15 protein-coding genes are annotated in these 21,995 nt (G+C 66.6%); 7 read left to right on the top strand and 8 right to left on the bottom strand.

The window, feature by feature from the left end:
- The first annotated feature begins 112 nt into the window (after nucleotides 1–112).
- Both DA075_RS24755 and DA075_RS24750 read left to right on the top strand, forming a co-directional pair.
- Nucleotides 113–2,536 (top strand): heavy metal translocating P-type ATPase, encoded by a 2,424-nt coding sequence (locus tag DA075_RS24755; protein ID WP_099955486.1) that lies wholly within the window; start codon nucleotides 113–115, stop codon nucleotides 2,534–2,536.
- A 270-nt stretch (nucleotides 2,537–2,806) separates the two neighbouring features.
- A complete protein-coding gene (locus DA075_RS24750; protein WP_338067987.1) occupies nucleotides 2,807–4,111 on the top strand; it encodes a diguanylate cyclase domain-containing protein in 1,305 nt (434 codons plus the stop codon).
- 120 nt (nucleotides 4,112–4,231) lie between these two features.
- Here DA075_RS24750 and DA075_RS24745 read toward each other — a convergent pair whose 3' ends face one another.
- Entirely contained in the window at nucleotides 4,232–5,320 is a 1,089-nt protein-coding gene (locus DA075_RS24745; protein ID WP_099955484.1) for a mandelate racemase/muconate lactonizing enzyme family protein, read from the bottom strand.
- Nucleotides 5,321–5,636: 316 nt separating this feature from the next.
- Between DA075_RS24745 and DA075_RS24740 the strand changes: the two genes are divergently transcribed.
- The 4 genes from DA075_RS24740 to DA075_RS36095 all read left to right on the top strand — a co-directional run bounded on the left by DA075_RS24740 (nucleotide 5,637) and on the right by DA075_RS36095 (nucleotide 11,149).
- A complete protein-coding gene (locus tag DA075_RS24740; protein WP_099955483.1) occupies nucleotides 5,637–7,016 on the top strand; it encodes an ABC transporter substrate-binding protein in 1,380 nt (459 codons plus the stop codon).
- Between the two features lie 193 nt (nucleotides 7,017–7,209).
- Nucleotides 7,210–8,079, top strand: a complete 870-nt coding sequence (locus tag DA075_RS24735; protein WP_099955482.1) for a carbohydrate ABC transporter permease — start codon at nucleotides 7,210–7,212, stop codon at nucleotides 8,077–8,079.
- Entirely contained in the window at nucleotides 8,076–8,990 is a 915-nt protein-coding gene (locus tag DA075_RS24730) for a carbohydrate ABC transporter permease (protein ID WP_244936321.1), read from the top strand. Before DA075_RS24735 ends, DA075_RS24730 begins: the two co-directional genes overlap by 4 nt.
- A gap of 419 nt (nucleotides 8,991–9,409) precedes the next feature.
- Complete coding sequence (locus DA075_RS36095; protein ID WP_123834418.1) at nucleotides 9,410–11,149, top strand: hypothetical protein; 1,740 nt, start codon at nucleotides 9,410–9,412, stop codon at nucleotides 11,147–11,149.
- A gap of 229 nt (nucleotides 11,150–11,378) precedes the next feature.
- On the opposite strand, the gene DA075_RS24725 is transcribed toward DA075_RS36095, so the two are convergent.
- From DA075_RS24725 to DA075_RS24705, 5 genes are all read right to left on the bottom strand, one after another.
- A complete protein-coding gene (locus DA075_RS24725) occupies nucleotides 11,379–12,425 on the bottom strand; it encodes an ABC transporter ATP-binding protein (protein WP_420813077.1) in 1,047 nt (348 codons plus the stop codon).
- Nucleotides 12,422–13,405 carry an ABC transporter ATP-binding protein gene (locus tag DA075_RS24720; RefSeq protein ID WP_099955481.1) on the bottom strand — a complete coding sequence of 328 codons (984 nt, stop codon included), beginning with the start codon at nucleotides 13,403–13,405 and terminating at the stop codon, nucleotides 12,422–12,424. Before DA075_RS24720 ends, DA075_RS24725 begins: the two co-directional genes overlap by 4 nt.
- A 5-nt stretch (nucleotides 13,406–13,410) precedes the next feature.
- Nucleotides 13,411–14,367, bottom strand: a complete 957-nt coding sequence (locus DA075_RS24715) for an ABC transporter permease (protein WP_099955480.1) — start codon at nucleotides 14,365–14,367, stop codon at nucleotides 13,411–13,413.
- A gap of 15 nt (nucleotides 14,368–14,382) precedes the next feature.
- Nucleotides 14,383–15,363 (bottom strand): ABC transporter permease, encoded by a 981-nt coding sequence (locus DA075_RS24710; protein ID WP_099955479.1) that lies wholly within the window; start codon nucleotides 15,361–15,363, stop codon nucleotides 14,383–14,385.
- 132 nt (nucleotides 15,364–15,495) lie between these two features.
- Nucleotides 15,496–17,106, bottom strand: a complete 1,611-nt coding sequence (locus tag DA075_RS24705) for an ABC transporter substrate-binding protein (RefSeq protein WP_099955478.1) — start codon at nucleotides 17,104–17,106, stop codon at nucleotides 15,496–15,498.
- Nucleotides 17,107–17,395: 289 nt separating this feature from the next.
- Between DA075_RS24705 and DA075_RS24700 the strand changes: the two genes are divergently transcribed.
- Nucleotides 17,396–18,565, top strand: a complete 1,170-nt coding sequence (locus tag DA075_RS24700) for a M20 aminoacylase family protein (protein WP_099955477.1) — start codon at nucleotides 17,396–17,398, stop codon at nucleotides 18,563–18,565.
- A 331-nt stretch (nucleotides 18,566–18,896) separates the two neighbouring features.
- On the opposite strand, the gene amaB is transcribed toward DA075_RS24700, so the two are convergent.
- Nucleotides 18,897–20,444, bottom strand: coding sequence for an L-piperidine-6-carboxylate dehydrogenase (gene amaB / locus DA075_RS24695; protein WP_099955476.1), 1,548 nt, complete (start codon nucleotides 20,442–20,444; stop codon nucleotides 18,897–18,899).
- A 106-nt stretch (nucleotides 20,445–20,550) separates the two neighbouring features.
- Nucleotides 20,551–21,585 carry an aspartate-semialdehyde dehydrogenase gene (locus DA075_RS24690; protein ID WP_099955475.1) on the bottom strand — a complete coding sequence of 345 codons (1,035 nt, stop codon included), beginning with the start codon at nucleotides 21,583–21,585 and terminating at the stop codon, nucleotides 20,551–20,553.
- Nucleotides 21,586–21,995: the final 410 nt, after the last annotated feature.

The raw sequence follows: 21,995 nt of genomic DNA, 5'->3' as shown, positions 1-21,995 counted from the left end.
CCTCTGAGGCTCGAGCGCGGCGAAACCATGTTCGGGACGCAACCTGCGCCATCGATCCAAGCCGTATCGCGGCGGCGCCCCGCACCCCACATCAGATGTGGGAGACCGCACCATGACCGCACCCGCCCGCCGCCTCACCCTGCCCGTCGAGGGCATGACCTGCGCGTCCTGCACCAGCCGGGTCGAGCGGGTGCTGAAGCAGGTGCCGGGCGTGCAGGCGGTCGCCGTCAATCTCGCCACCGGCCGCGCCACCCTCGACCTCGCCCCCGACAACGACCCGACCGCGCTCACCGAGGCGGTCGAGGGCGCCGGCTACGCCGTGCCGGAGGCGGTGAGCGAGCTCGCCGTCGAGGGCATGACCTGCGCGTCCTGCACCGGCCGGGTCGAGCGGGTGCTGAAGGCGGTGCCCGGCGTGCGCGAGGCGAGCGCCAACCTCGCCACCGGCCGGGTCACCGTGCGCCACCCCGCCGGCCTCGTGCCGCTCGAAGCCCTCGAAGCCGCTATCCGGGAGGCGGGCTACGAGCCCCGCCCGGTGCCGGCGGCGGCGACTGCGCCGGCAAGCCCCCGCGAGGCCGAGACGCTCACCCGGGACCTGATCCTCGCCGCCCTGCTCTCGCTCCCCGTCGTGGTGCTCGACATGGGGAGCCATCTGGGGAGCCATCTCGCCGGCCGCGGCCTGTTGCCCGGACCCTGGAGCGCCGGCATCCAGGCCGTGTTCGCCACCCTGGTGCTGTTCGGCCCCGGCCGGCGCTTCTTCGCCCGCGGCCTGCCCGGCCTGGTGCGCGGCCATCCGGACATGAACGCCCTCGTGGCGCTCGGCGCCGGCGCCGCCTACCTGTACTCCCTGGTGGCGACGATCGCCCCCGGCCTGCTGCCGGCGGGGGCAGCCCACGTCTATTTCGAGGCCTCGGTCCTCATCGTCACCCTGATCCTCACCGGCCGCAGCCTGGAGGCGCGGGCCCGGGGCCGCACCGGCGCGGCGGTGGCCCGCCTCGTCGGCCTCGCGCCGAAGACCGCCCTCCTCCTGCGCGACGGCGCCGAGACCGAAGTGCCGGCGGCGGACCTCGCGGTCGGCGACCACGTCCGCGTCCGGCCCGGCGAGCGCCTGCCGGCGGACGGACGGGTGATCGAGGGCCGGTCCCGCGTCGACGAGAGCATGCTCACCGGCGAGCCGATGCCGGTGGCGAAGGAACCGGGCGATGCCGTGACCGGCGGCACCGTCAACGGCACCGGCGCGCTGACCGTCGCGGTCGAGCGGGTCGGGGCCGATACGGCGCTCGCCCAGATCGTCCGCATGGTCGAGGCGGCTCAAGGAGCCAAGCTTCCGATCCAGGCCCTCGCCGACCGGGTCACGGCCTGGTTCGTGCCGGCGGTGCTGGCCTTGGCCCTCGTGACGGGCCTCGCCTGGCTCGCCTTCGCGCCGGCCCCCGCCCTCGGCGAGGCCCTGGTCCACGCCGTCGCGGTGCTGATCATCGCCTGCCCCTGCGCCATGGGCCTCGCCACCCCGACCTCGATCATGGTCGGCACCGGCCGGGCGGCGGAAAGCGGCGTGCTGTTTCGCAGCGGTCAGGCGCTCCAGGCCCTGGAGGAGGTGCGCGTCGTCGCCTTCGACAAGACCGGCACCCTGACCGCGGGCCATCCGAGCCTCACCGACCTGATTCCCGCCCCCGGCTTCGATCCCGACACGGTGCTGGCCGCCGCCGCCGCCCTCGAGACCCGCTCCGAGCACCCGATCGCCCGGGCGATCGTGGCCGCCGCCGCCGAGAAGGCTCTGGCGCTGCCGCCTGTGAGCGCGTTCGTGGCGGTGCCGGGCCACGGCATCAGCGGCCGGGCCGGCGGCCGGGCCGTGGCGGTCGGCGCGGCGCGCCACCTCGCCGGCCTCGACCTGTCGGGGCTGGCGCCTCAGGCCGAGCGCCTGGCGGCGCAAGGGCGCTCGCCGCTCTACGTCGCCCTCGACGGCGTGCCGGCCGCCGTGCTGGCCGTGTCCGATCCGATCAAGCCCGGGGCGGCCGAGGCCGTGCGGGCGCTGACCGCCCAGGGCCTCGCGGTCGCCCTCGTCACCGGCGACGACCGGCGCACCGCCGAGGGCGTCGCCCGGACCCTCGGCATCGCCACGGTGCTCGCCGAGGTGTTGCCCCAGGGCAAGCGCGACGCGGTCCAGGCTCTGCGCGCGCAATACGGCCCGGTCGCCTTCGTGGGCGACGGCATCAACGACGCCCCGGCGCTGGCCGAGGCGGAGATCGGCCTCGCCCTCGGCACCGGCACCGACGTGGCGGTGGAGAGCGCCGACGTGGTGCTGATGGCCGGCGACCCCGCCACCGTCGCCGAGGCCCTGAGGTTGTCGCGGTCGGTGATGCGCAACATCCGCCAGAACCTGTTCTGGGCCTTCGCCTACAACGTGGCGCTGATCCCGGTGGCGGCGGGCCTGCTGCGGGCGGTCGGCGGGCCGTCCCTGTCGCCGGTCCTGGCGGCGGGCGCGATGGCGCTGTCGAGCGTGTTCGTGCTGGGGAACGCGCTGCGGTTGCGGAGCGTGTGAGCGGCGCACCTGTGGCCTTCCCTGTGCCGCGAGAGCACGCGTATCCGTGCCTGACACGTCCGCCATCGTCAGCTTGACCGTGAGTATCGGAATGATCAACGATGCCTTAAATCCAGGCTGTCATGTTCTGCCGGGATCGACGGAAGGTGACAGTCACCTGCAATGCCTGCGAGCGTTGGACTGAAAAATACAACTGATTTTTGTTCGATCCTGGATTCCGGGGCGGAAGTCTTGGGGGCGTTTCTCGAACGGGTCCGGGACGCTTTCGCCGTGCACGCCGTTCTTCTGCTTGGACCCGATGACGGCCCGCCGCTCGGCGTGGCCGGCAGCGCGGGCCTGCCCGCCGGCATCGTCGGTCTGTGCCGGGCCGTGTCGGGCCGAAATCCGGATGATGCACTGCGCGTCGTCGCGGATCTCGGCGCCGCCCCGCGGTGGCGTACCCATCCCGCCGTGACCGGCACGCCGGGTTGCCGCTTCCTCGCGACCCAGACCCTCGGCCCCGGATCGGGACTCCTCGCCCTCGTCGATCGCGAGCCTCGGCGCCTGACCGGGGCCCAGCGCCGGCGCCTGGCCGATTTCGCCGTCGCCGCGGAGTGCCTCGCCCGCGCCACCCGGGCGAATGCGGGCCTGAGCGAGGCCCTCGTCGTCCAGGGGAGGGCGCTGACGCATAGCCGCAAGCTCTTCGATCGCGCTTCGGCGGCGGCGCAGATCGGGGTCTGGGTCTGCGACCTGCCGGACGAGACCCTGACCTGGACCGATCAGGTCTATGCGATGTTCGATCTGCCGCGTGACGCATCCCTCGATCGGGACCGGATCGTCGCCTGCTACGCGCCGGAATCCCGGCAGGCGCTGGCCGCCACCCGCAGCCGCGCCATCGCCGAGCGCGGCGGCTTCACGCTCGACGCCGAGATCGTCACCTTCGCCGGCCGCCGCCGCTGGATCCGCATCACCGCATCGGTCGAGTGCGAGGGCGACGTGCCGGTGCGGATCTTCGGGATGAAGCAGGACATCACCGAGGAGAAGCTGCTCGCCGACCGGACCCGTTACCTGGCCGAGTTCGACGCCATGACGGGGCTTGCCAACCGGGCGACCTTCCAGGACCGGTTCGGGGCGCTGGACCAGGCCGCGCCCGGGCGTCCCCCGTTCGGCGCCCTGCTGCTGGTGGACCTCGACGGCTTCAAGCCGGTCAACGACACCCTCGGCCACGCCGCCGGCGATGCCTGTCTGGTCGAGGTCGCGCGCCGGCTGCGCCGCGCGTGCCGCGACGGCGACCTCGTGGCCCGGATCGGCGGCGACGAGTTCGCGATCCTGCTCGCCACCTCGGCTCCCGGCATCGCCGAGGAGGTGGCGGCCCGGCTCATCGCGACCTTGAGCCGGCCCATGACCTGGGCCGGCCGGATCTTCACCATCGGCGCCTCGGTCGGGATCGCCCGCATCGACGGCCGTTCCGCCGCCGACCTGTTCATCGCGGCGGATATGGCGCTCTACGCGGCGAAGGCGGAGGGCCGGGGGCGGTTCCGGGTGGCGGGGGAAGCGCGTCCGGGCGGGCCGCAGCCCTATGCATCCGCCTCCTAAGCGGACTCGCGTTGGCGGGCCGACGCTTCGTCCGCTTAGGTTCTTGTTTTGTCGCAGATTTTCGTCGCAAAACCGGCAACCACTTTTGCGAAATCTGCTTAGGCCGGCGGCAGCGACGGGTCAGGCGCGGATCGCGCCGAGCCCCTTCCAGTCGAAGGCGATGCCGTGGCCCGGCCGGTCGGGCGCCACCGCGAAGCCCTCCTCGATCGTCAGCGGCTCGGCGATGTAGGCGTCGAGGCCGAAGCCGTGCGCCTCCAGGTAGGAGCGGTTCGGGCTCGCGGCGAGCAGGTGCACGGTGACGTCGTGCGCGCCGTGGGACGTGACCGGCAGGTTGAAGGCTTCCGCCAGGTGGGCGATCTTCATGAACGGGGTCACGCCGCCGCAATTGGTCACGTCGGGCTCTGGATAAGTGACGCCGCCCGCCGCGATCAGCTGCTTGAAGTCCCACAGGGAGCGCAGGTTCTCGCCGGCGGCGATCGGCAGGCCGCCCTCGCGCACGACCCGGGCCTGGCCGGCGACGTCGTCGGGGATGACCGGCTCCTCCAGCCAGGTCGGCTCGAAGGGCTGCAGCGCCCGGGCGGCGCGGATCGCCTCGTCGGCGCTCCAGCGCATGTTGGCGTCGACCATCAGCGGAAAACCCTCGCCCAGGTGCTCACGCATCGCGCGCACCCGCTCGACATCCTCGGAGAGCTTCGGCCGGCCGACCTTCATCTTGATGGCGCGAAAGCCCTTCCTGAGGTTGTCGTCGGTCTGCCGGAGCAGCTGGTCGAGGGGCAGCTGAAGGTCGATGCCGCCGGCATAGCACGGCACCTTGGCGTCGTTTCCGCCGAGCAGCGTCCAGAGCGGCTGGCCGAGGCGCTTGGCCTTCAGGTCCCACAACGCCATGTCGATCGCCGACTGGGCCAGCACCGCCGCGCCGCCGCGGCCGCCGTAATGCTGACCCCACCAGATCCGCTGCCACAGGTGCTCGATCCGGTCGGCCTCCTCCCCGACGATCTGTTCGGGGATGTCGCGCCGCAGGATCGCGTCGATGGCCGCGCCGTTGCGGCCGCAGGTATAGGTGTAGCCCATGCCCTCGGCGCCGTCCGCGTCGCGCAACTGCACGGTGTTGAGCTCGAAGGCCGGCATGTCGCCGTGCATGCTGTCGCTGAGGGTCACGGCCAGCGGCACGCGGTAGTAGCCAGCCTCCAGCGAAACGATGCGGGGCATGGTGCTCCTCCCTTTTGTCACGGCTCGTCGGCCGCTTATCGACACGCCGGTGTCGTGTTGCGGGCCTTGTATGGTAGTCGGTCGCTGGATCGTCAAGGCGGGATTGTCGTGTATTGTCGAAGACGAGAGCGATACTATTATGGGAAGGCTTTTACGATTTGCGCGAAGGTTGTCAGCGGCTGACCCTGTAGCGCGCAATATGATCCCGCTTGACTCATACCATGTGCTGATCGTCTGCGAATTGCTTCAGAGGCCGTCCCGTGCTGATATGCCGGAAAGCCGCCCGACCAACGGGGCGCGTGGGAGGAATAGATCGATGAAGCGGGTGATCGCGGGAGCGTTGTCGCTGGGCGGCCTGATAATGGCAGCGCTGCCGGCCGTGGCGCAGGACAACAAGACGCTCACCGTCTGGTTCAGCAAGGGCTTCTACCGGTCCGAGGACGAGTCGCTCTGGGCGACGATCAAGAAGTTCGAGCAGAAGACCGGGATCAAGGTCGAGCTGTCGCAATACGCGATCCAGGACATGATCCCGAAGACGGTGGCGGCGCTCGATTCCGGCTCGCCGCCGGATGTCGGCTATTCCGACACCTACAACAACCAGGCCGCCGGCAAGTGGGCCTACGAGGGCAAGCTCGAGGACCTCACCGACATCCTCCAGCCGATGATGCCGCGCTTCGCGCCCCAGACCGTCGAGCACGTGCTGCTCATGAACGGCCAGACCGGCAAGAAGGCCTATTACGGCTTCCCGCTCAAGCGCCAGACGCTCCACACCGAGATCTGGGGCGACATGCTGGAGAAGGCCGGCTTCAAGCAGGCCGACATCCCGGCGAAGTGGTCGGATTACTGGGCGTTCTGGTGCGACAAGGTCCAGCCCGCCTACCGCAAGGCCTCGGGCACCCGCACCTACGGCATCGGCGCGCCGATGGGCGTGGAATCGACCGACAGCTTCCAGTCCTTCTACGCCTTCATGGACGCCTACGACGCCCGGCTCGTCGACAACGACGGCAAGCTGACCGTCGACGATCCGAAGACCCGCGAGGGCCTGGTCAAGGCGCTGAAGGACTACACCGATCCCTACATCAAGGGCTGCGTGCCGCCCTCGGCCACGACCTGGAAGGACCCCGACAACAACGTCGCCTTCCACAACCGCACCACGGTGATGACGCACAACTTCACCATCTCGATCGCCGCGAAGTGGTACGAGGACAGCGTCAACCCGAACAACACGCCCGAGCAGCGCGAGGCCTCGAAGAAGGCTTATGAGGAGACGATCATCACCGCGCCGTTCCCGGCCCGGCCGGACGGCAAGCCGATGACCTATCGCGCCGACGTCAAGCAGGGCGTCGTCTTCTCCGGCGCCAAGAACAAGGCGGCGGCCAAGGAGTTCGTGAAGTTCATCATGGAGGAGGACAACCTCCGTCCCTACGTCGAGGGTGCGATCGGCCGCTGGTTCCCGGTCACCACCGCCTCGATCGAGAGCCCGTTCTGGCAGGCCGACAAGCACCGCAAGGCGGTCTACAACCAGTTCAAGTCGGGCACCGAGCCGTTCGACTATGTGAAGAACTACAAGTTCACGCTGGTCAACAACGAGAACGTGTTCGCCAAGGCGATGAACCGGGTGGTGAGCGAGAAGGTCCCGGTCGAGAAGGCCGCCGACGAGATGCTGGCCCGCATCAAGCAGATCGCCGCGCAGTAACCGCCCGATCGCCACGATGATCCCGGGAGCCGGGTCCGGACCGTGACGGTCGGGATCCGGCTCACCGTTTTCGAGAGTGCCGCCTGTCCCGCCCTGATCCGTCAGGCGGGACAGGCTCCATCCGCTATCGCCCGCCCGCGGCAGGGCCTCAGGCAGGATCCCCTCATGCAGGGTCCCTTGGAGGAGACAGACCATGTCCGCAACGGTCGCTGAGGCAGCGCCGGTCGCCGCGGCCCAGCCCTTCCGCCTGACCTCCTGGCAGGCCTGGGGGCTGATCCTGATCGCGCCCTACCTGCTCGTCTTCCTGTTCTTCGTCATCTACCCGATCGGCTACGGCCTGTGGCTCGCCCGCAGCCCGGCGAGCTACGAGCATCTCGCCGCCGATCCGATCTTCGCCCGCGCCGTCGTCAACACGCTGGTCTTCCTGATCATCGGCATCAACGTGAAGATGGCGATCGCGCTGATGCTGTCGGGCTTCTTCACCAACGAGCGGCGCTGGATCCGCTGGCTGTCGGTGCTGTTTATCCTGCCCTGGGCGGTGCCGTCGATCCCGACGATCCTGTCGGTGCGGTTCATGCTCAACCCCGAATGGGGCGTGGTGAACTCGCTGATCTTCCGCTTCACCGGCGAGGACGGCCCGAACTGGCTCAACGACCCGTGGCTGGCGCTGACGCTCGCCATCGGGGTCCATATCTGGAAGTCGCTGCCGTTCTGGACGCTGATCCTGCTCGCCGGCCGCCTCGCCATCTCGGCCGACCTCTACGAGGCGGCGTCCGTCGACGGCGCCACGAAATGGCAGAAGTTCCTGCACGTCACCTGGCCGTCGATGCGGACGCTCTACGTGACCTGCACCATCCTGTCGATGATCTGGACGCTGGGCGACTTCAACTCGGTCTACCTGCTCACCGGCGGCGGGCCCGCGGACCTGACCCACGTGCTGGCGACGCTCGGCATCCGGTATCTCCGCCTCGATCAGGTCGACGCCTCGATGGCGGCGGTGGTCTGCGCGATGCCCTTCGTGCTGCCGCTGGTCTACGTGCTGATGAAGAGGCTCTCGAAATGAGCACGACCACCACAGCCCGCGCCCCGCTGGCCGCTCCTTCAGCGGAAGAGCGCTCCGCCGCCCGGACCAACTGGCTGCGCGCCGCCGGGACGGAGGCCAAGCTCCTCCTCGTCGGCATCCCGGTCCTGCTCTGGACCGTGATCCCGATCTACCACCTCGTCCTGTTCGCGATCTCGCCGAAGCAGGACGCGATGTCGGGGGCGCTGTTTCCGGCCCACCCGACGCTGCAGAACTTCAAGATCGTGTTCGGGCAGAATCACTACTTCCTGTCGAACTTCTGGCAGCAATTCTGGAACTCGGCGGTCATCGCCTTCGCGACCGGGGTGCTGACGCTGCTCATCGCCACCGCGGCGGCCTTCGCGATCAGCCGCCTGAAGGTGAAGGGCGGCCGGACCGTGATGAACATGGCCCTGTTCACCTACTTCATCCCGGCCGCGTTCCTGGCCGTGCCGATGTACAAGACGATGGGGGCCTACGGGCTGCTCAACTCGAAATGGGCGCTGATCCTCGCGATGGTGACGATCGCCAGCCCCTACGCGATCTGGGTGCTGAAGCAGGCCTCCGACAAGCTGCCGGTGGAGCTGGACGAGGCGGCGATCATGGACGGCGCCTCGCCACCCCAGCTCTTCCGCTTCGTCTACCTGCCGCTGATGGTCCCGTCGCTGGTCGCGATCGGCGTCTACGCGCTGCTGCTCGCCTGGAACGAGTACCTGTTCGCGTTTCTGCTCCTCTCCCGCGACACCGACGTGACCCTGCCGGTGGCCCTGGGGAGCTTCCTGGCGGCGGATGACTCGCCGTGGGAGCTGCTGATGACCACCGGGTTGATCTACGCCCTGCCGCCTGCCGCGATCTATTATGTGTTCAAGCGGTATATGGTGGGTGGGTTGACGGCTGGGGCGGTGAAGAGCTGACGGATAGATTGTTTTGATGTGGGTTGCCGGTCACGCACGATATGTCCGTGACCGGACTTTTCGTGTATGCACCTTTGTTGACCGCTTACAGCTTTTGCTTTAAATAATTTAGTGTCATAGGTAGGAAATTTATGTTTATTGATAGTTCTGTGCGGAAAGCAGCCAGGAGTCTAAAATCTCCTACCAGTCCAAATTTTGCTCCGCTTGAATGGAGTTCACTTGTTGATAAATTCAAATGCGATCTTTCCGATTACAGATTAATAACTACGGCAATTTGGATTGCTAGCCAGAGCGCGCGGCTTCGTGTCTCAAGGCTCTCGCTCGACCCTTGTGTGCTTGGGCCAGCCTCTTCGACAATATTAGCGGTTGCGTCACTCAACAGGCAGGCCGACGTCGCGTTGCGAAGGCAAATAAAAAGTATGCGCCGTGCTTCGAGAAAGGATCCAGGATTTATTCCTTCGACGGACGAACTGGCTAGTCGCCCGATTAATTTTCACGAAACCGGACAATCTCTTGCTCTTGAGGATGTCATTGATGCTGCGGGCGATCTTATCGAAGGTTGGCTTTTTGACGCTGCGAAAGAAATCGCAAGCCACAACAAGCGACATGATGGCTTTTCGTTGATTGATATAGCGAGGCGTGCAGTCGCTTATTATTCTGTTCAGAGAGGTTTACACAATTTATGGCAGCAAGCTCTTTGGGAGGCATGGCACATTGACGGTGCAAAAGGTAAAATGCTATGGATGCCAGAAGATCCTAAACTAGCTACTATGTTTCATGCTTGGTTGATTCGTGCTCGCTCGAATTCAGCCGAACAATATTTTCTTGAAGAAGATATTTGGAGAAATTTTCCACGCGAGGTTCGGCGGAAACTTAGCCTTCGCCGAACAGTTGTGCGTCTTGAGCGACAGCGTGGGAAAAGTTCACGACTTATTGTTGATCGCCCTCGCGCGCTCGATAAAGTACCGCATTATGCAATGTCTAGAGCAAATCTCGAAGCGTCCTATTTAGGCGATTTCCTTGATCAACGTTTTCCTAAAAATCCTGAACTGAGTTGCGAAATACTTTTGCGGGCTTGGTATATAATTGCGGATGCCGTACAGTTTTTGCTGGGAGATGTCGCTGGTAGAGAATTTGATAATGTGAATGATGTTAGGGGGTGGGCTTGTGTTCTTCGAAGGTCCGATCTTGTTTCAGTTTTGATTGATGCTCTTGAGTGTACTAAGCAGGTATCGGAGTGTGTAGTCGAATTTCTTACGTGGGCTCCGGGTGTTTATAAAGGCCTATGGGGCGCGCCAATTGTACAAATTCCGGGTCGTCAGGAAGTATGCTTGGCAGGCGCTATTTTAAAAGGTGCTAATATGATACGGAGTGCTGAAATATGGATGGAGAAGGGTGGCCTCTCCGACAGTCTAGCCGCTCATTCTCGAGGGGAAAGCTATGAGGCTGGCCTTAGGAAAAAAATGCTCGCGAAACTGCAAGGCAACATTCTACTTAATGATTACTCTATGGTGAATTTTGCAATCAAAAAAAGTAAAAATTTTCCTGAGGAAATAGACTTGCTCATTAGATTAGGCTCTCTACTGATAGTTGGTGAAGTAAAATGTTTTTTATTTCCTTCAGATCCAAGAGAGAAGTTTAATCATTTGAAAAAACTGGAAAAAGCCGCCGGTCAAGCCTTAAATAAGGCTTCGGCTGTAAAAAGCAATAAGCATTACATTGCGTCTTTGCTTGGGGTTGACCGATCAAAGATGGAGAATATGAAAATTGTACCACTTGTGGTGGTCAATCAGGGATTCGGCACGTCTTTGATGATTGGTGGATGCCGTATTACAGATGAAAAATTTCTCAGTCTTTATCTTGGCTCGGGTTCGTATTATGGGAATGCAATCAAAGTTGCAAATGAAGGGCTCTATCCGATTTCAGAAGATATTTATTCAAGCCAACGTGAAGCCGAAGAAACTTTTGAGGCGATGCTCGAAAATCCTCCTCCTCTAAAAAGATTCATTGATCGCCTTCAATGGAGTTCATTCCCGTTTCCTACGGCGTCGGGAGAGCCGTTGAAGTGCGCAACAACAATACTCAGCGATCTTTCGGTTGAAGAGCGTAGATTTGCTGAAAATACAGTCCGTGCAATAAAGCAGTCGTCACATCAATAATTTGTTATATAAATTCCTCACGCCTTTGCATCGACACGTCCATGCCAAGGCGTCCGGCGCATCAGCACCGACGTCCATCCGGGCTTACCTTACGTCTTCAAACGGATCTGTTCGAAGGCGCGGCGGTATAATATATTAACCGGACATACAAAATTGATTTCGACTAGGGCACAAGTAATTCTATAAACTATTTGTGCCCTAACTCAGTGCGGCTCTTTTGGTTGAAGCTTTACGCCACCGCCGCCACACCCCCCGGCATCAACCGCCCTTCCTCCACCGCATGACACGCCACCCCATCCCGGAACACCGGCACTTCCGCCTTGCACCGCTCATTCGCGAACGGGCAGCGCGGGTGAAACGTGCACCCTGACGGCGGGTTGATCGGGTTGGGGATCTCGCCCTGCACCGGCACGCGCTGCCGTCCGACATGCGCAAGGTCCGGAACCGCATCGAGGAGCATGCGGGTGTAGGGGTGCTTCGGGGCGGTGAAGAGCTCGCGGCCGCCGCCGATCTCGACGATGCGGCCGAGATACATCACGCCGATGCGGTTCGCCATGTGGCGCACCACGGCGAGGTTGTGGCTGATGAACAGGTAGGTCAGGCCGAGCCGGTCCTGCAGGTCGCGCATCAGGTTCAGGATCTGGGCCTGGACCGAGACGTCGAGGGCCGAGGTCGGCTCGTCGGCGACCAGGAACTCGGCCTCGGAGGCGAGCGCCCGCGCGATGGCGATGCGCTGGCGCTGGCCGCCCGAGAAGGCGTGGGGGTAGCGCTTGCCGTCGTCCGGGTGCAGGCCGACCAGGGTCAGCAGCTCGCCGACCCGGGCCTGGATCTCGCGCTCGCCGGTGAGGAGCCCGAAGGCGCGGATCGGCTCGGAGACGATCCGGTCGACCCGCCAGCGCGGGTTCATCGAGGCGTAGGGGTCCTGGAAGATCATCTGGATGCGCCGGCGCAGCTGCCGCCGCTCGGCGGCCTGGCGCGGGTCGGTCATCGAGATGCCGGCAATCGTCACCTCGCCGTCGGAGGGCGGCATCAGGCCGACCACCATGCGGGCGACCGTCGACTTGCCGGAGCCGGATTCGCCGACGATCGCCAGCGTCTCGCCCTTGGCGACCGAGAACGAGACGTGGTCGACGGCGCGCAGGTATTGGCGCGGCTGGCGCTCGATCACCCGGTTGAGCCAGGGGCGGGAGACGTCGAACAGGCGGCGCAGGTCGCGGACCTGCACGTAGTCGGGCTGGGGAGACATCACGGGCTTCAAGGAGATGTGGGGCTTCATGCGGCGGCCTGTCCGGACGCGTCGTAGAGGTGGCAGGCGACCCGGTGCGAGCCGACCGTCAGGGGCTCGGGCCGGTCGACCGTGCAGCGGGAAAAGACGTTGGGGCAGCGCGGGTTGAAGGCGCAGCCGGGCGGGATCGCCGAGAGCCGCGGCATCGCGCCGGGGATCTGGGCCAGCCGCTCGGCCTCGTGCGACAGCGAGGGAATCGCCCCCATCAGGCCCTTGGCGTAAGGGTGGAGCGGATCGCCCACGAGCGCCGCCACCGGGCCGATCTCGGCCACGCGGCCGGCATACATCACCGCCACCCGGTCGGCGGCCTCGGCGATCACCCCCATGTCGTGGGTGATCAGCATCACGGCGGTGCCGTGGTCGCGCCCGAGGCGCTTCAGCAGCGTGATGATCTGGGCCTGGACCGAAACGTCGAGCGCCGTGGTCGGCTCGTCGGCGATGATCAGCTCCGGCTCGGCGGCCAGCGCCAGCGCGATGACCACGCGCTGCCGCATGCCGCCCGAGAATTCGTGCGGGAAGCCGTCGATGCGCCGCTCCGGCGCCGGGATGCCCACCTCGGCCAGGAGATCGATCGCCCGCTGGCGGGCGGCTTTCGCCGAAAGGTCGGTGTGGGTGCGGATCGTCTCCTCGATCTGCCGGCCGACCCGGTAGAGCGGGTTGAGGCTGGTCAGCGGGTCCTGGAAGATCATGCCGATGCGCCGGCCGCGCACCTTGCGCATCGCCTCCGGCGACAGGTTGTCGATGCGCTCGCCGTTGAGGCGGATCTCGCCGCCGGCGATGCGGCCGGGCGGGTCGATCAGGCCGATCACCGCCGAGCCGGTCACCGACTTGCCGGCGCCGGACTCGCCGACGACGCCGAGCACCTCGCCGCGGTTGATCTCGAAGGAGACGCCGTCGAGCGCGGTCAGCACGCCGCGGCGGGTGGCGAACTCGACCCGCAGGTCGCGCACCGAGAGGACGGGTTGGGTCATGGGAATTACTGCAGCTTGGGGTTCAGGGCGTCGCGCAGCCAGTCGCCGAGCAGGTTGATCGCGAGCACCAGGCCGGCGAGCGCCAGGCCCGGGAAGGCGACGATCCACCACTCGCCGGAGAACAGGAAGCGGTTGCCGGTGCGGATCAGGGTGCCCAGCGACGGCATCGTCTCCGGCAGGCCGGTGCCGAGGAAGGAGAGCGTCGCCTCGGTGATGATGGCGAGCGCGAGGTTGATGGTGGCGATGACGAAGACCGGGCCGGTGACGTTCGGCAGGATGTGGCGGGTGAGGATCACCGGCGCCGAGAGGCCGATGAGCCGGCCGGCCTGGACGTAGTCCTTGTTCTTCTCGACCAGCACCGAGCCGCGCACGGTGCGGGCGTACTGGACCCAGAACGACAGGCCGATCGCCACCACGATCAGGGCGATCTGCGCGTTCGCCTCCATGTGGCCGCCGGCCACCGCCTTCGCGACGCCGTCGACGATGAGGGCGATCAGGATCGCCGGGAAGGTCAGCTGCACGTCGGCGACGCGCATGATGACCGTGTCGACCCATCCGCCGGCATAGCCCGCGATCAGCCCGAGGCCGATGCCGATGAAGCCGGAGAGCAGCACGCCGAGCACCCCGACGAGGAGCGACAGGCGCATGCCGTAGAAGACCGCCGACAGCACGTCGCGGCCCTGGTCGTCGGTGCCGATCAGGAACGGCGCCTGGCCGTCGGCGTACCAGAGCGGCGGCAGGTTGGCGTTCATCAGCTCGAGCTGCGCCGGGTCGTAGGGGTTCTGCGGCGAGATGAGGGGGGCGAGCAGCGCCAGCGCGATGAACAGCACCGTCGCCGCGAAGGCGGCGATCGCGAGCTTGGAGCGCCGGAAATTGGCGAACAGGTCGGAATCGAGGAAGCGCGCGAGGCGCGAGGGCGGCGCCTCGACCACCAGGGCCGGCGCGGGAGCGGAGGAGGCCATGTTACAAAACAATCCTCACGCCGCCCGCCGCACCGAGAGGCGCAGGCGCGGGTCGACGATGGTGTAGAGAAGATCGACCGCGAGGTTGATCGACACGAAGATAAGGGCGACGAGCAGCAGGTAGGCGGCCATGATCGGCACGTCGACGTTCTGCACCGCCTGCACGAAGAGCAGGCCCATGCCGGGCCACTGGAACACCGTCTCGGTGATGATCGAGAAGGCGATGATCGAGCCGAGCTGGAGGCCCGCGACCGTGATGACCGGGACCAGCGTGTTCTTGAGCGCGTGGCCGAAATGGATCGACCGGGTGGTGAGGCCCCGCGCCCGCGCGAAGCGGATGTAGTCGGTGCGCAGCACCTCCAGCATCTCGGCCCGGACGAGGCGCATGATCAGCGTCATCTGGAACAGCCCCAGCGTGATCGAGGGCAGGATCAGGGCCTTCCAGCCTGACACGGTCAGGAAGCCGGTGGTCCACCAGCCGATCCGCACCGTGTCGCCGCGGCCATACGAGGGCAGCCAGCCGAGCGTCACCGAGAACAGGAAGATCAGCAGGATGCCGATCAGGAAGGTCGGCAGCGAGACGCCGATGAGCGAGATGGCTTGCAGGAGCTTCGCCGCCGCGCTGTGGCGGTGGAGCGCCGAGTACACCCCCATCAGGATGCCGGCGGTGAGCGCGAACAGGGTGGCGCAGAGCGCGAGTTCGAGCGTCGCGGGCATGCGCTCGGCGAGCAGCGTCGAGACCGGCTGGCGAAACTGGTACGAGTTGCCGAACTGGCCGCGCACCGCGTTGCCGGCGTAGCGGGCGAACTGCACCAGCACCGGATCGTCGAGGCCGAGGCTCTGGCGGATCTGCAGCCGCTCGGCATAGGGCGTGTCCGGGGCGACGAGCTGGTTCACCGGATCGCCGGCGAAGCGGAACATCGCGAAGGCGATCAGCCCGACCGCCAGCAGCACCCCGACGGATTGCAGCAGGCGGCGGAGAATGAAGGCGAGCATGGGGTTTTTCTTGTGTTGGTGTGGTCCGAGGCCGTGTCCCGGACCCGGTTCTTCGTCTGGAAAGCAGTGAGGGCTCGATCCTACCCGCGCGGGATGGGATCGAGCCCGGTCACCCAGGAGTGTTGGAGCGCCTTATTGCTCCTTCGACACCCAGTACAGCATCATCTGGTTGTCGGCGCGGGGCACCAGCTTGACCTTCTTCGACACGCCCCAGGCCAGCGCCTGCTGGTGGAGCGGGATGTAGCCCCAATCGGCCATCACGATGTCGTAGGCCTGCTTGATCATCAGGTTGCGGGCCTCCTGGTCGGTCTCGCGCTCGATCTTGTCGGCGAGCGCATCCACCTTGGGGTTGCAGTAATTCCCGAGGTTGGTGGTGCCGCGCGGCGAGGACTTGTCGTTGCGGCAGCCGGTGATCTCGTACAGGATGTTGTGCGAGTCCATCGACGACGGCGTCCACCCGAGCAGGTAGAACGACGTATCGTAGGCGGGCTTGAGGATCTTGGCGAAGTACTTCGCCTTGGGCTGGGCGATCAGGTTCACCTTGACGCCGACGCGGGCGAGCATCGAGGTGATGGCCTGGCAGATCGCCTCGTCGTTGACGTAGCGGTCGTTCGGGCAGTCGAGCGGCACCTCGAAGCCGTTGGGGTAGCCGGCTTCGGCGAGCAGCGCCTTGGCCTTGTTCGGGTCGTAGGCCGGGCGCTTGAACTCGCCGGCCAGCGGGAAGAGCGGCGGGGCGATCAGCAGGGCCGCCGGGGTGGCCTGGCCGCGCATGACGCGCTTGACGATGGCGTCCTCGTCGATGGCGCGGAAGAACGCCTCGCGCACCCGCACGTCCTTGAACGGGTTCTTGCCCTTGACGTTGGAGCCGCGCAGCTCGTCGCTGGTCTGGTCCATGCCGAGATAGATCGTGCGCAGCTCGGGCGCGTTCACCACCACGGCGTTGGCGCTCGAGCTGACGCGGCTCTGGTCCTGGAGCGGCACCGGATCGACCCAGTCGACCTCGCCCGAGAGGAGCGCGGCGACGCGGGTGGCGTCGTTGCCGATCGTGGTGAAGATCGCCTCGTCGATGTTCGACTCGACCTTGCCCCAGTAGCCGTCGAACTTCTTGAACACCGTGCGCACGCCGGGCTGGTGCTCGGTGATGGTGAACGGGCCGGTGCCGTTCTCGTGGAGCGCCGCGTAGCTCGGGGTCGAGGCCGAGACCGGGGTGGGCTTCAGGGCGTCGTGCTTCTCGGCCCAGGCCTTCGACATGATGTACCAGCCGCCGAACTGGTACAGGGCGATCGGGTTCGGGTTCTTCAGCACCATGTCGACGGTGTGGTCGTCCACCTTCACGAAGGTGGCGTCGGCCGGGACGTTGGTCTGGAAGTTCGAGCCCGGCGCGCGCACGCGCTCGGCGGAGAAGATCACGTCGTCGGCGGTGAACGGCGTGCCGTCGTGGAACTTGACGTTCTTGCGTAAGCGGAAGCGGTAGCGGGTCGGCTCCGGGGTCTCCCAGGACTCGGCGAGGCCGGGGACCAGCTTCAGGTCCTTGTCGCGGGTGACGAGCGACTCGTAGACCGCGCCGTGCGCGGCGATCGTGAACGTCTCTTTCAGGGTGTACGGGTCGAGGGACTTGAGGTCGCCCTGGAAAGCGAACCGGAAGGTGTTGGCGGCCGAGGCCGGCGCGGCGCTCAAGCCCGCCGCGAGGGCGGTGGCGGCGGCGAGGCAGGCCAGCAGCGGACGAAACTTCACAGGCGACATCGACAGGCACACTCCGCGGGGGAATCAAGCTCTTACTAGAGCCTTCCGGCGCCACAGGCGACGCCGGAATGATGAAAAATGATGCATCATCCCCGTCCTTCCCGCCAGACGACGGAAGGGTCGGGATCGATCATGCAACCCTAACAAGTCCCGGGCCAACCGGCCCCGGGCCATGCGCCCGGCGCCGGGCCCGCGACATTCGCGAGCCGTGCGAGGGAGTTGACCGCGCGACGGTCTGCCTGTTGCATCCTGCGCGTCCGTTCCCGCCCCGATATGAGCGTATTGTCACATGCCCGTCATCAACCGCGTCGCCGCCCTCGCCGACGAGATCACCGCCTGGCGCCGCGACTTCCACCAGCATCCCGAGCTGCTGTTCGCCCTCGACCGCACCTCCGGCCTGGTGGCCGAGCGGCTGCGGGCCTTCGGCTGCGACGAGGTGGTGACGGGTCTCGGCAAGACCGGCGTCGTCGGCGTCATCCGCGGCCGCGATACCGGCTCGGGCAAGGTGATCGGCCTGCGGGCCGACATGGACGCCCTGCCGATCGAGGAGACGAGCGGCGTGCCGCACCGCTCCACCGTGCCGGGCAAGATGCACGCCTGCGGCCATGACGGCCACACGGCGATGCTGCTGGGTGCGGCCAAGTACCTGGCCGAGACCCGCAACTTCGACGGCACGGCGATCGTCATCTTCCAGCCGGCGGAGGAGGGCGGCGGCGGTGCCGACGTGATGCTGAAGGACGGCCTGATGGAGCGCTTCGGCATCCAGGAGGTTTACGGCCTGCACAACAAGCCGGGCCTTCCCCTCGGCAGCTTCGCGATCCGCCCCGGCGCGATCATGGCGGCGGCCGACCGGATCACCATCACGGTCACCGGCAAGGGCGGCCACGCGGCGGCCCCCCACGATTGCATCGATCCGGTGCTGGTCGCCTCCCACATCGTCACCGCCCTGCAATCGATCGCCTCCCGCACCGTCGACCCGGTGCAGTCGGCGGTGATCTCGATCACGCAGGTCAAGGCCGGCGACGCCTTCAACGTCATCCCGGAATTCGCGATCCTCAACGGCACGGTGCGCACCCTGTCCGAGAGCGTCCGCGACCTGTGCGAGGCGCGCATCGCGCAGGTGGCCTCGAACGTCGCCGCCGCCTTCGGCGCCACCGCGACCGCCGATTACGGCCGTGGCTACCCGGTGACCGCCAACGATCCGGGACGGGCGAGCTTCATGGCCGATGTCGCCGCCGAGGTCTCGGGCGAGGGCGCGGTGGAGCGCGCGGTCCAGCCGATGATGGGCGCGGAGGATTTCTCCTACATGCTGAACGCCCGGCCCGGCGCCTACATCTTCCTCGGCACCGGCCCCGGCGCCGGCCTGCACCACCCGGCCTACGACTTCAACGACGAGGCGGCGCCCTACGGCGTATCGCTGTTCGCCCGGGTGATCGAGCGGGCGATGCCGGCGGCGTAGGATCGCGAGACCGTCAAGCGCGGCGTGACGAGACGCAAAGATGGTCCGCGCGCCTCGCTCCCGCGGTCTCCCGGAGCTCGCCGAAAGGCGAGAACCCGGGATCGCTAGCCGCTGATGATGCAGGACAGGGCTGACGGCGTTTCGACGTCTTCGAGAGCGTCAGCTTTCATGGATCCCGGGTTCGGCTGCGCGGGCCCGGGACGATATGGTGGGCGTTATACCGCCGCGCCTTCGAATGGGCGCCGGCGCTGATGCGCCGGACGCTTTCGCATCGACACGTCGATGCGAAAGCGCGATGGTATCAGTCCCATCGAGGGAAGGCTAACTCCACTCACACCTCGAACGTCACGCCCTGCGCCAGCGGCAGGGTCTTGCCGTAATTGATGGTGTTGGTGGCCCGGCGCATATAGGCCTTCCAGGAATCCGAGCCCGCCTCGCGCCCGCCGCCGGTCTCCTTCTCGCCGCCGAAGGCCCCGCCGATCTCGGCGCCCGAGGGCCCGATATTGACGTTGGCGATGCCGCAATCGGAGCCGGACGCCGACAGGAAGGTCTCGGCCTCGGACAGGTCCCGGGTGAAGATCGAGGAGGAGAGGCCGGCCGCCACCGCGTTCTGCTGCGCGATCGCCTCCTCCAGCTCGGTGTAGCGGGTCACGTAGAGGATCGGCGCGAAGGTCTCGCGGCGCATCGGGCCGGCCTGCTCGGGCATCTCGACGAGGGCCGGGCGGACATAGGCCGCCGCCTCGCCGCGGATGTCGCGCAGGCGCTCGCCGCCATGCACGGTGCCGCCGATCGCCCGCGCCTCGTCGAGGGCGCGGGCCATGCCGTCGGCCGCCGTGCCGTCGATCAGCGGGCCGATCAGGGTGGCGGGATCCCGCGGATCGCCGATCCGCACTGAGCCGTAGGCTGCCTTCAGCCGCGGCACGAGCGCGTCGTAGACGCTGTCATGCACGAACAGCCGCCGCAGGGTGGTGCAGCGCTGGCCGGCGGTGCCCATCGCCGCGAAGGCGATGGCGCGCAAGGCGAGGTCGAGATCGGCGGAAGGCGCCACGATCGCGGCGTTGTTGCCGCCGAGCTCCAGGATCGCCCGGGCGAAGCGGGCGGCGAGCTTCGGCGCCACCTGCCGGCCCATCGCGGTCGAGCCGGTGGCGGAGACGAGTGCGACGCGCTCGTCCTCGACCAGCCGCTCGCCGAGTTCCCGGCCGCCGATGAGGAGCCCGAGCAGGCCGTCCGGCGCGTCCGCACCGAAGCGCTTCACCGCCTTGGTGGCGAGCGCATGGACGGCGAGCGCGGTGAGCGGCGTCTTCTCGGAGGGCTTCCAGATGACGGAATCGCCGCAGACGAGGGCGAGCGCCGCGTTCCACGACCACACCGCCACGGGGAAATTGAACGCCGTGATGACGCCGCAAAGCCCAAGCGGATGCCACACCTCCATCATCCGATGGTCCGGCCGCTCGGTGGCGATGGTGAGCCCGTGCAATTGCCGCGACAGGCCGACGGCGAAATCGCAGATGTCGATCATCTCCTGGACCTCGCCGAGGCCTTCCGAGAGGATCTTGCCGGCCTCGAGCGTCACCAGCCGGCCGAGATCGTCCTTGTGCGCGCGCAGCTCCTCAGCCAGCAGCCGCACCAGCTCGCCCCGGCGCGGGCCCGGCACCCGGCGCCAGGCGAGGAAGGCCTGATGCGCCCTAGCCAGCGTCGCCTCGGCCTCGTCGGCCGTGGTCTGGCGCAGGCCCGTTACCACCCCGCCGTCGATCGGCGAGCGCGCCGGCAATCCGGTTTCTCCGCCACCCTCCGCAAAGGCCGAGGCCGAGGCCGGGACGCCGAGGCGCTCCAGCACCGCCAGGGTGTCGTCGCGGACGGACAGGATGGTGGGGGCCATGGACGTCAATCTCCGCTTTGACGAAAGACGGCCCGCCTCCGAGGGAGGCGGGCCGGACAGATCTCGCGATCTTAACGGATTCGATCCCGTTGCACAGCGCCGACGCTTACGCCGCCTTCTGCTTCGGCTGGATCAGCTTGCGGTTGACCAGGACCTCGGCGATCTGGACCGTGTTCAGCGCCGCGCCCTTGCGCAGGTTGTCCGACACGCACCAGAACGACAGGCCGTTCTCGACCGTGATGTCCTCGCGGATGCGCGAGATGTAGGTCGCGTCCTCGCCCGCCGCCTCGTGCGGGGTGATGTAGCCGCCGGGCTCGCGCTTGTCGTCGACCAGGATGCCGGGCGCCGAGCGCAGGATCTGAGTCGCCTCCTCGGCCGAGAGCGGGCGCTCGAACTCGACGTTCACCGCCTCCGAGTGGCCGATGAACACCGGCACGCGCACGCAGGTCGCCGTCAGCTTGATCTTGGGGTCGAGCATCTTCTTGGTCTCGGCCACCATCTTCCACTCTTCCTTGGTGGACCCGTCCTCCATGAAGACGTCGATGTGCGGGATGACGTTGAAGGCGATGCGCTTGGGGAACTTCTGGACCTTGACCTCGCCGGCGGTGAACACCGCGCGGGTCTGGTTGAACAGCTCGTCCATCGCGTCCTTGCCGGCGCCGGAGACCGACTGGTAGGTCGCGACGACGACGCGCTTGATGGTGGCGGCCTCGTGCAGGGGCTTCAGGGCCACGACGAGCTGCGCGGTCGAGCAGTTCGGGTTGGCGATGATGTTCTTCTTGGTGAAGCCCACGACGGCGTCGGCATTCACCTCCGGCACGATCAGCGGCACGTCGGAATCGTAGCGGAAGGCCGACGAGTTATCGATGACGACGCAGCCCTGCTGGCCGATGCGGGGCGACCACTCCTTCGAGGTCTCGCCGCCGGCCGACATCAGGCAGATGTCGGTGTCGGAGAAGTCGTACTGGTCGAGGGCCTGGACCTTCAGGGTCTTGTCGCCGAAGGACACCTCTTGCCCGAGGCTGCGGCGGGAGGCGAGCGCCACCACCGTATCGGCCGGGAAGGCGCGCTCGGCCAGGATGTCGAGCATCTCGCGGCCCACATTGCCGGTGGCTCCGACGACGGCAACCTTGTAACCCATCTCAATCGCTCCAGTTCGGACTAACTCCTCCCCGGACGATCTCAGGCGGGCTCGTGGAGCCCGGCCTCCGTCCGCCACGGACGGGGAGGGATCCGAGGACGACGCGAGGCTTCAGCCGGCGGCGGTGATCGCCGTCGTGGCTTTGCGTTTCGTCGTGGTCGACGCAGGCCGCATGGCGCGGTCAGTCCTCGGAAAAGGCGACACCCGAGATGGGGTGCGCGAGCGCGGGAAGCAACAGCCCGAACGGGTCTGTCTGTCAAGGGCCGGGGTCGGTCGCCGGCAACAGATTCTGCGTCCCGTCACTCGTTAGGGCTTTCTTCACCCTGACTCGGCCCGCCTGAGGACAAGCTGGGACGGATCAACGAAATCGCTAAAATGCGATGCGACTCTGGAAGCGCCATCCATGCGCG

Source organism: Methylobacterium currus (assembly GCF_003058325.1).
Classification (GTDB): domain Bacteria; phylum Pseudomonadota; class Alphaproteobacteria; order Rhizobiales; family Beijerinckiaceae; genus Methylobacterium; species Methylobacterium currus.
This window is presented reverse-complemented; position numbering and strand designations above follow the sequence as displayed.

Excerpts from the sequence above, each read along its gene's own strand:
- DA075_RS24755 (WP_099955486.1), top strand. The coding sequence starts at position 113 with ATGACCGCACCCGCCCGCCGCCTCACCCTGCCCGTCGAGGGCATGACC.
- DA075_RS24720 (WP_099955481.1), bottom strand. The coding sequence starts at position 13,405 with ATGACCCAACCCGTCCTCTCGGTGCGCGACCTGCGGGTCGAGTTCGCC.
- DA075_RS24725 (WP_420813077.1), bottom strand. The coding sequence starts at position 12,425 with ATGAAGCCCCACATCTCCTTGAAGCCCGTGATGTCTCCCCAGCCCGAC.
- amaB (WP_099955476.1), bottom strand. The coding sequence starts at position 20,444 with ATGGCCCCCACCATCCTGTCCGTCCGCGACGACACCCTGGCGGTGCTG.
- DA075_RS24710 (WP_099955479.1), bottom strand. The coding sequence starts at position 15,363 with ATGCTCGCCTTCATTCTCCGCCGCCTGCTGCAATCCGTCGGGGTGCTG.
- DA075_RS24715 (WP_099955480.1), bottom strand. The coding sequence starts at position 14,367 with ATGGCCTCCTCCGCTCCCGCGCCGGCCCTGGTGGTCGAGGCGCCGCCC.
- DA075_RS24735 (WP_099955482.1), top strand. The coding sequence starts at position 7,210 with ATGTCCGCAACGGTCGCTGAGGCAGCGCCGGTCGCCGCGGCCCAGCCC.
- DA075_RS24745 (WP_099955484.1), bottom strand. The coding sequence starts at position 5,320 with ATGCCCCGCATCGTTTCGCTGGAGGCTGGCTACTACCGCGTGCCGCTG.
- DA075_RS24700 (WP_099955477.1), top strand. The coding sequence starts at position 17,396 with ATGCCCGTCATCAACCGCGTCGCCGCCCTCGCCGACGAGATCACCGCC.
- DA075_RS24740 (WP_099955483.1), top strand. The coding sequence starts at position 5,637 with ATGAAGCGGGTGATCGCGGGAGCGTTGTCGCTGGGCGGCCTGATAATG.
- DA075_RS36095 (WP_123834418.1), top strand. The coding sequence starts at position 9,410 with ATGCGCCGTGCTTCGAGAAAGGATCCAGGATTTATTCCTTCGACGGAC.
- DA075_RS24690 (WP_099955475.1), bottom strand. The coding sequence starts at position 21,585 with ATGGGTTACAAGGTTGCCGTCGTCGGAGCCACCGGCAATGTGGGCCGC.
- DA075_RS24705 (WP_099955478.1), bottom strand. The coding sequence starts at position 17,106 with ATGTCGCCTGTGAAGTTTCGTCCGCTGCTGGCCTGCCTCGCCGCCGCC.
- DA075_RS24730 (WP_244936321.1), top strand. The coding sequence starts at position 8,076 with ATGAGCACGACCACCACAGCCCGCGCCCCGCTGGCCGCTCCTTCAGCG.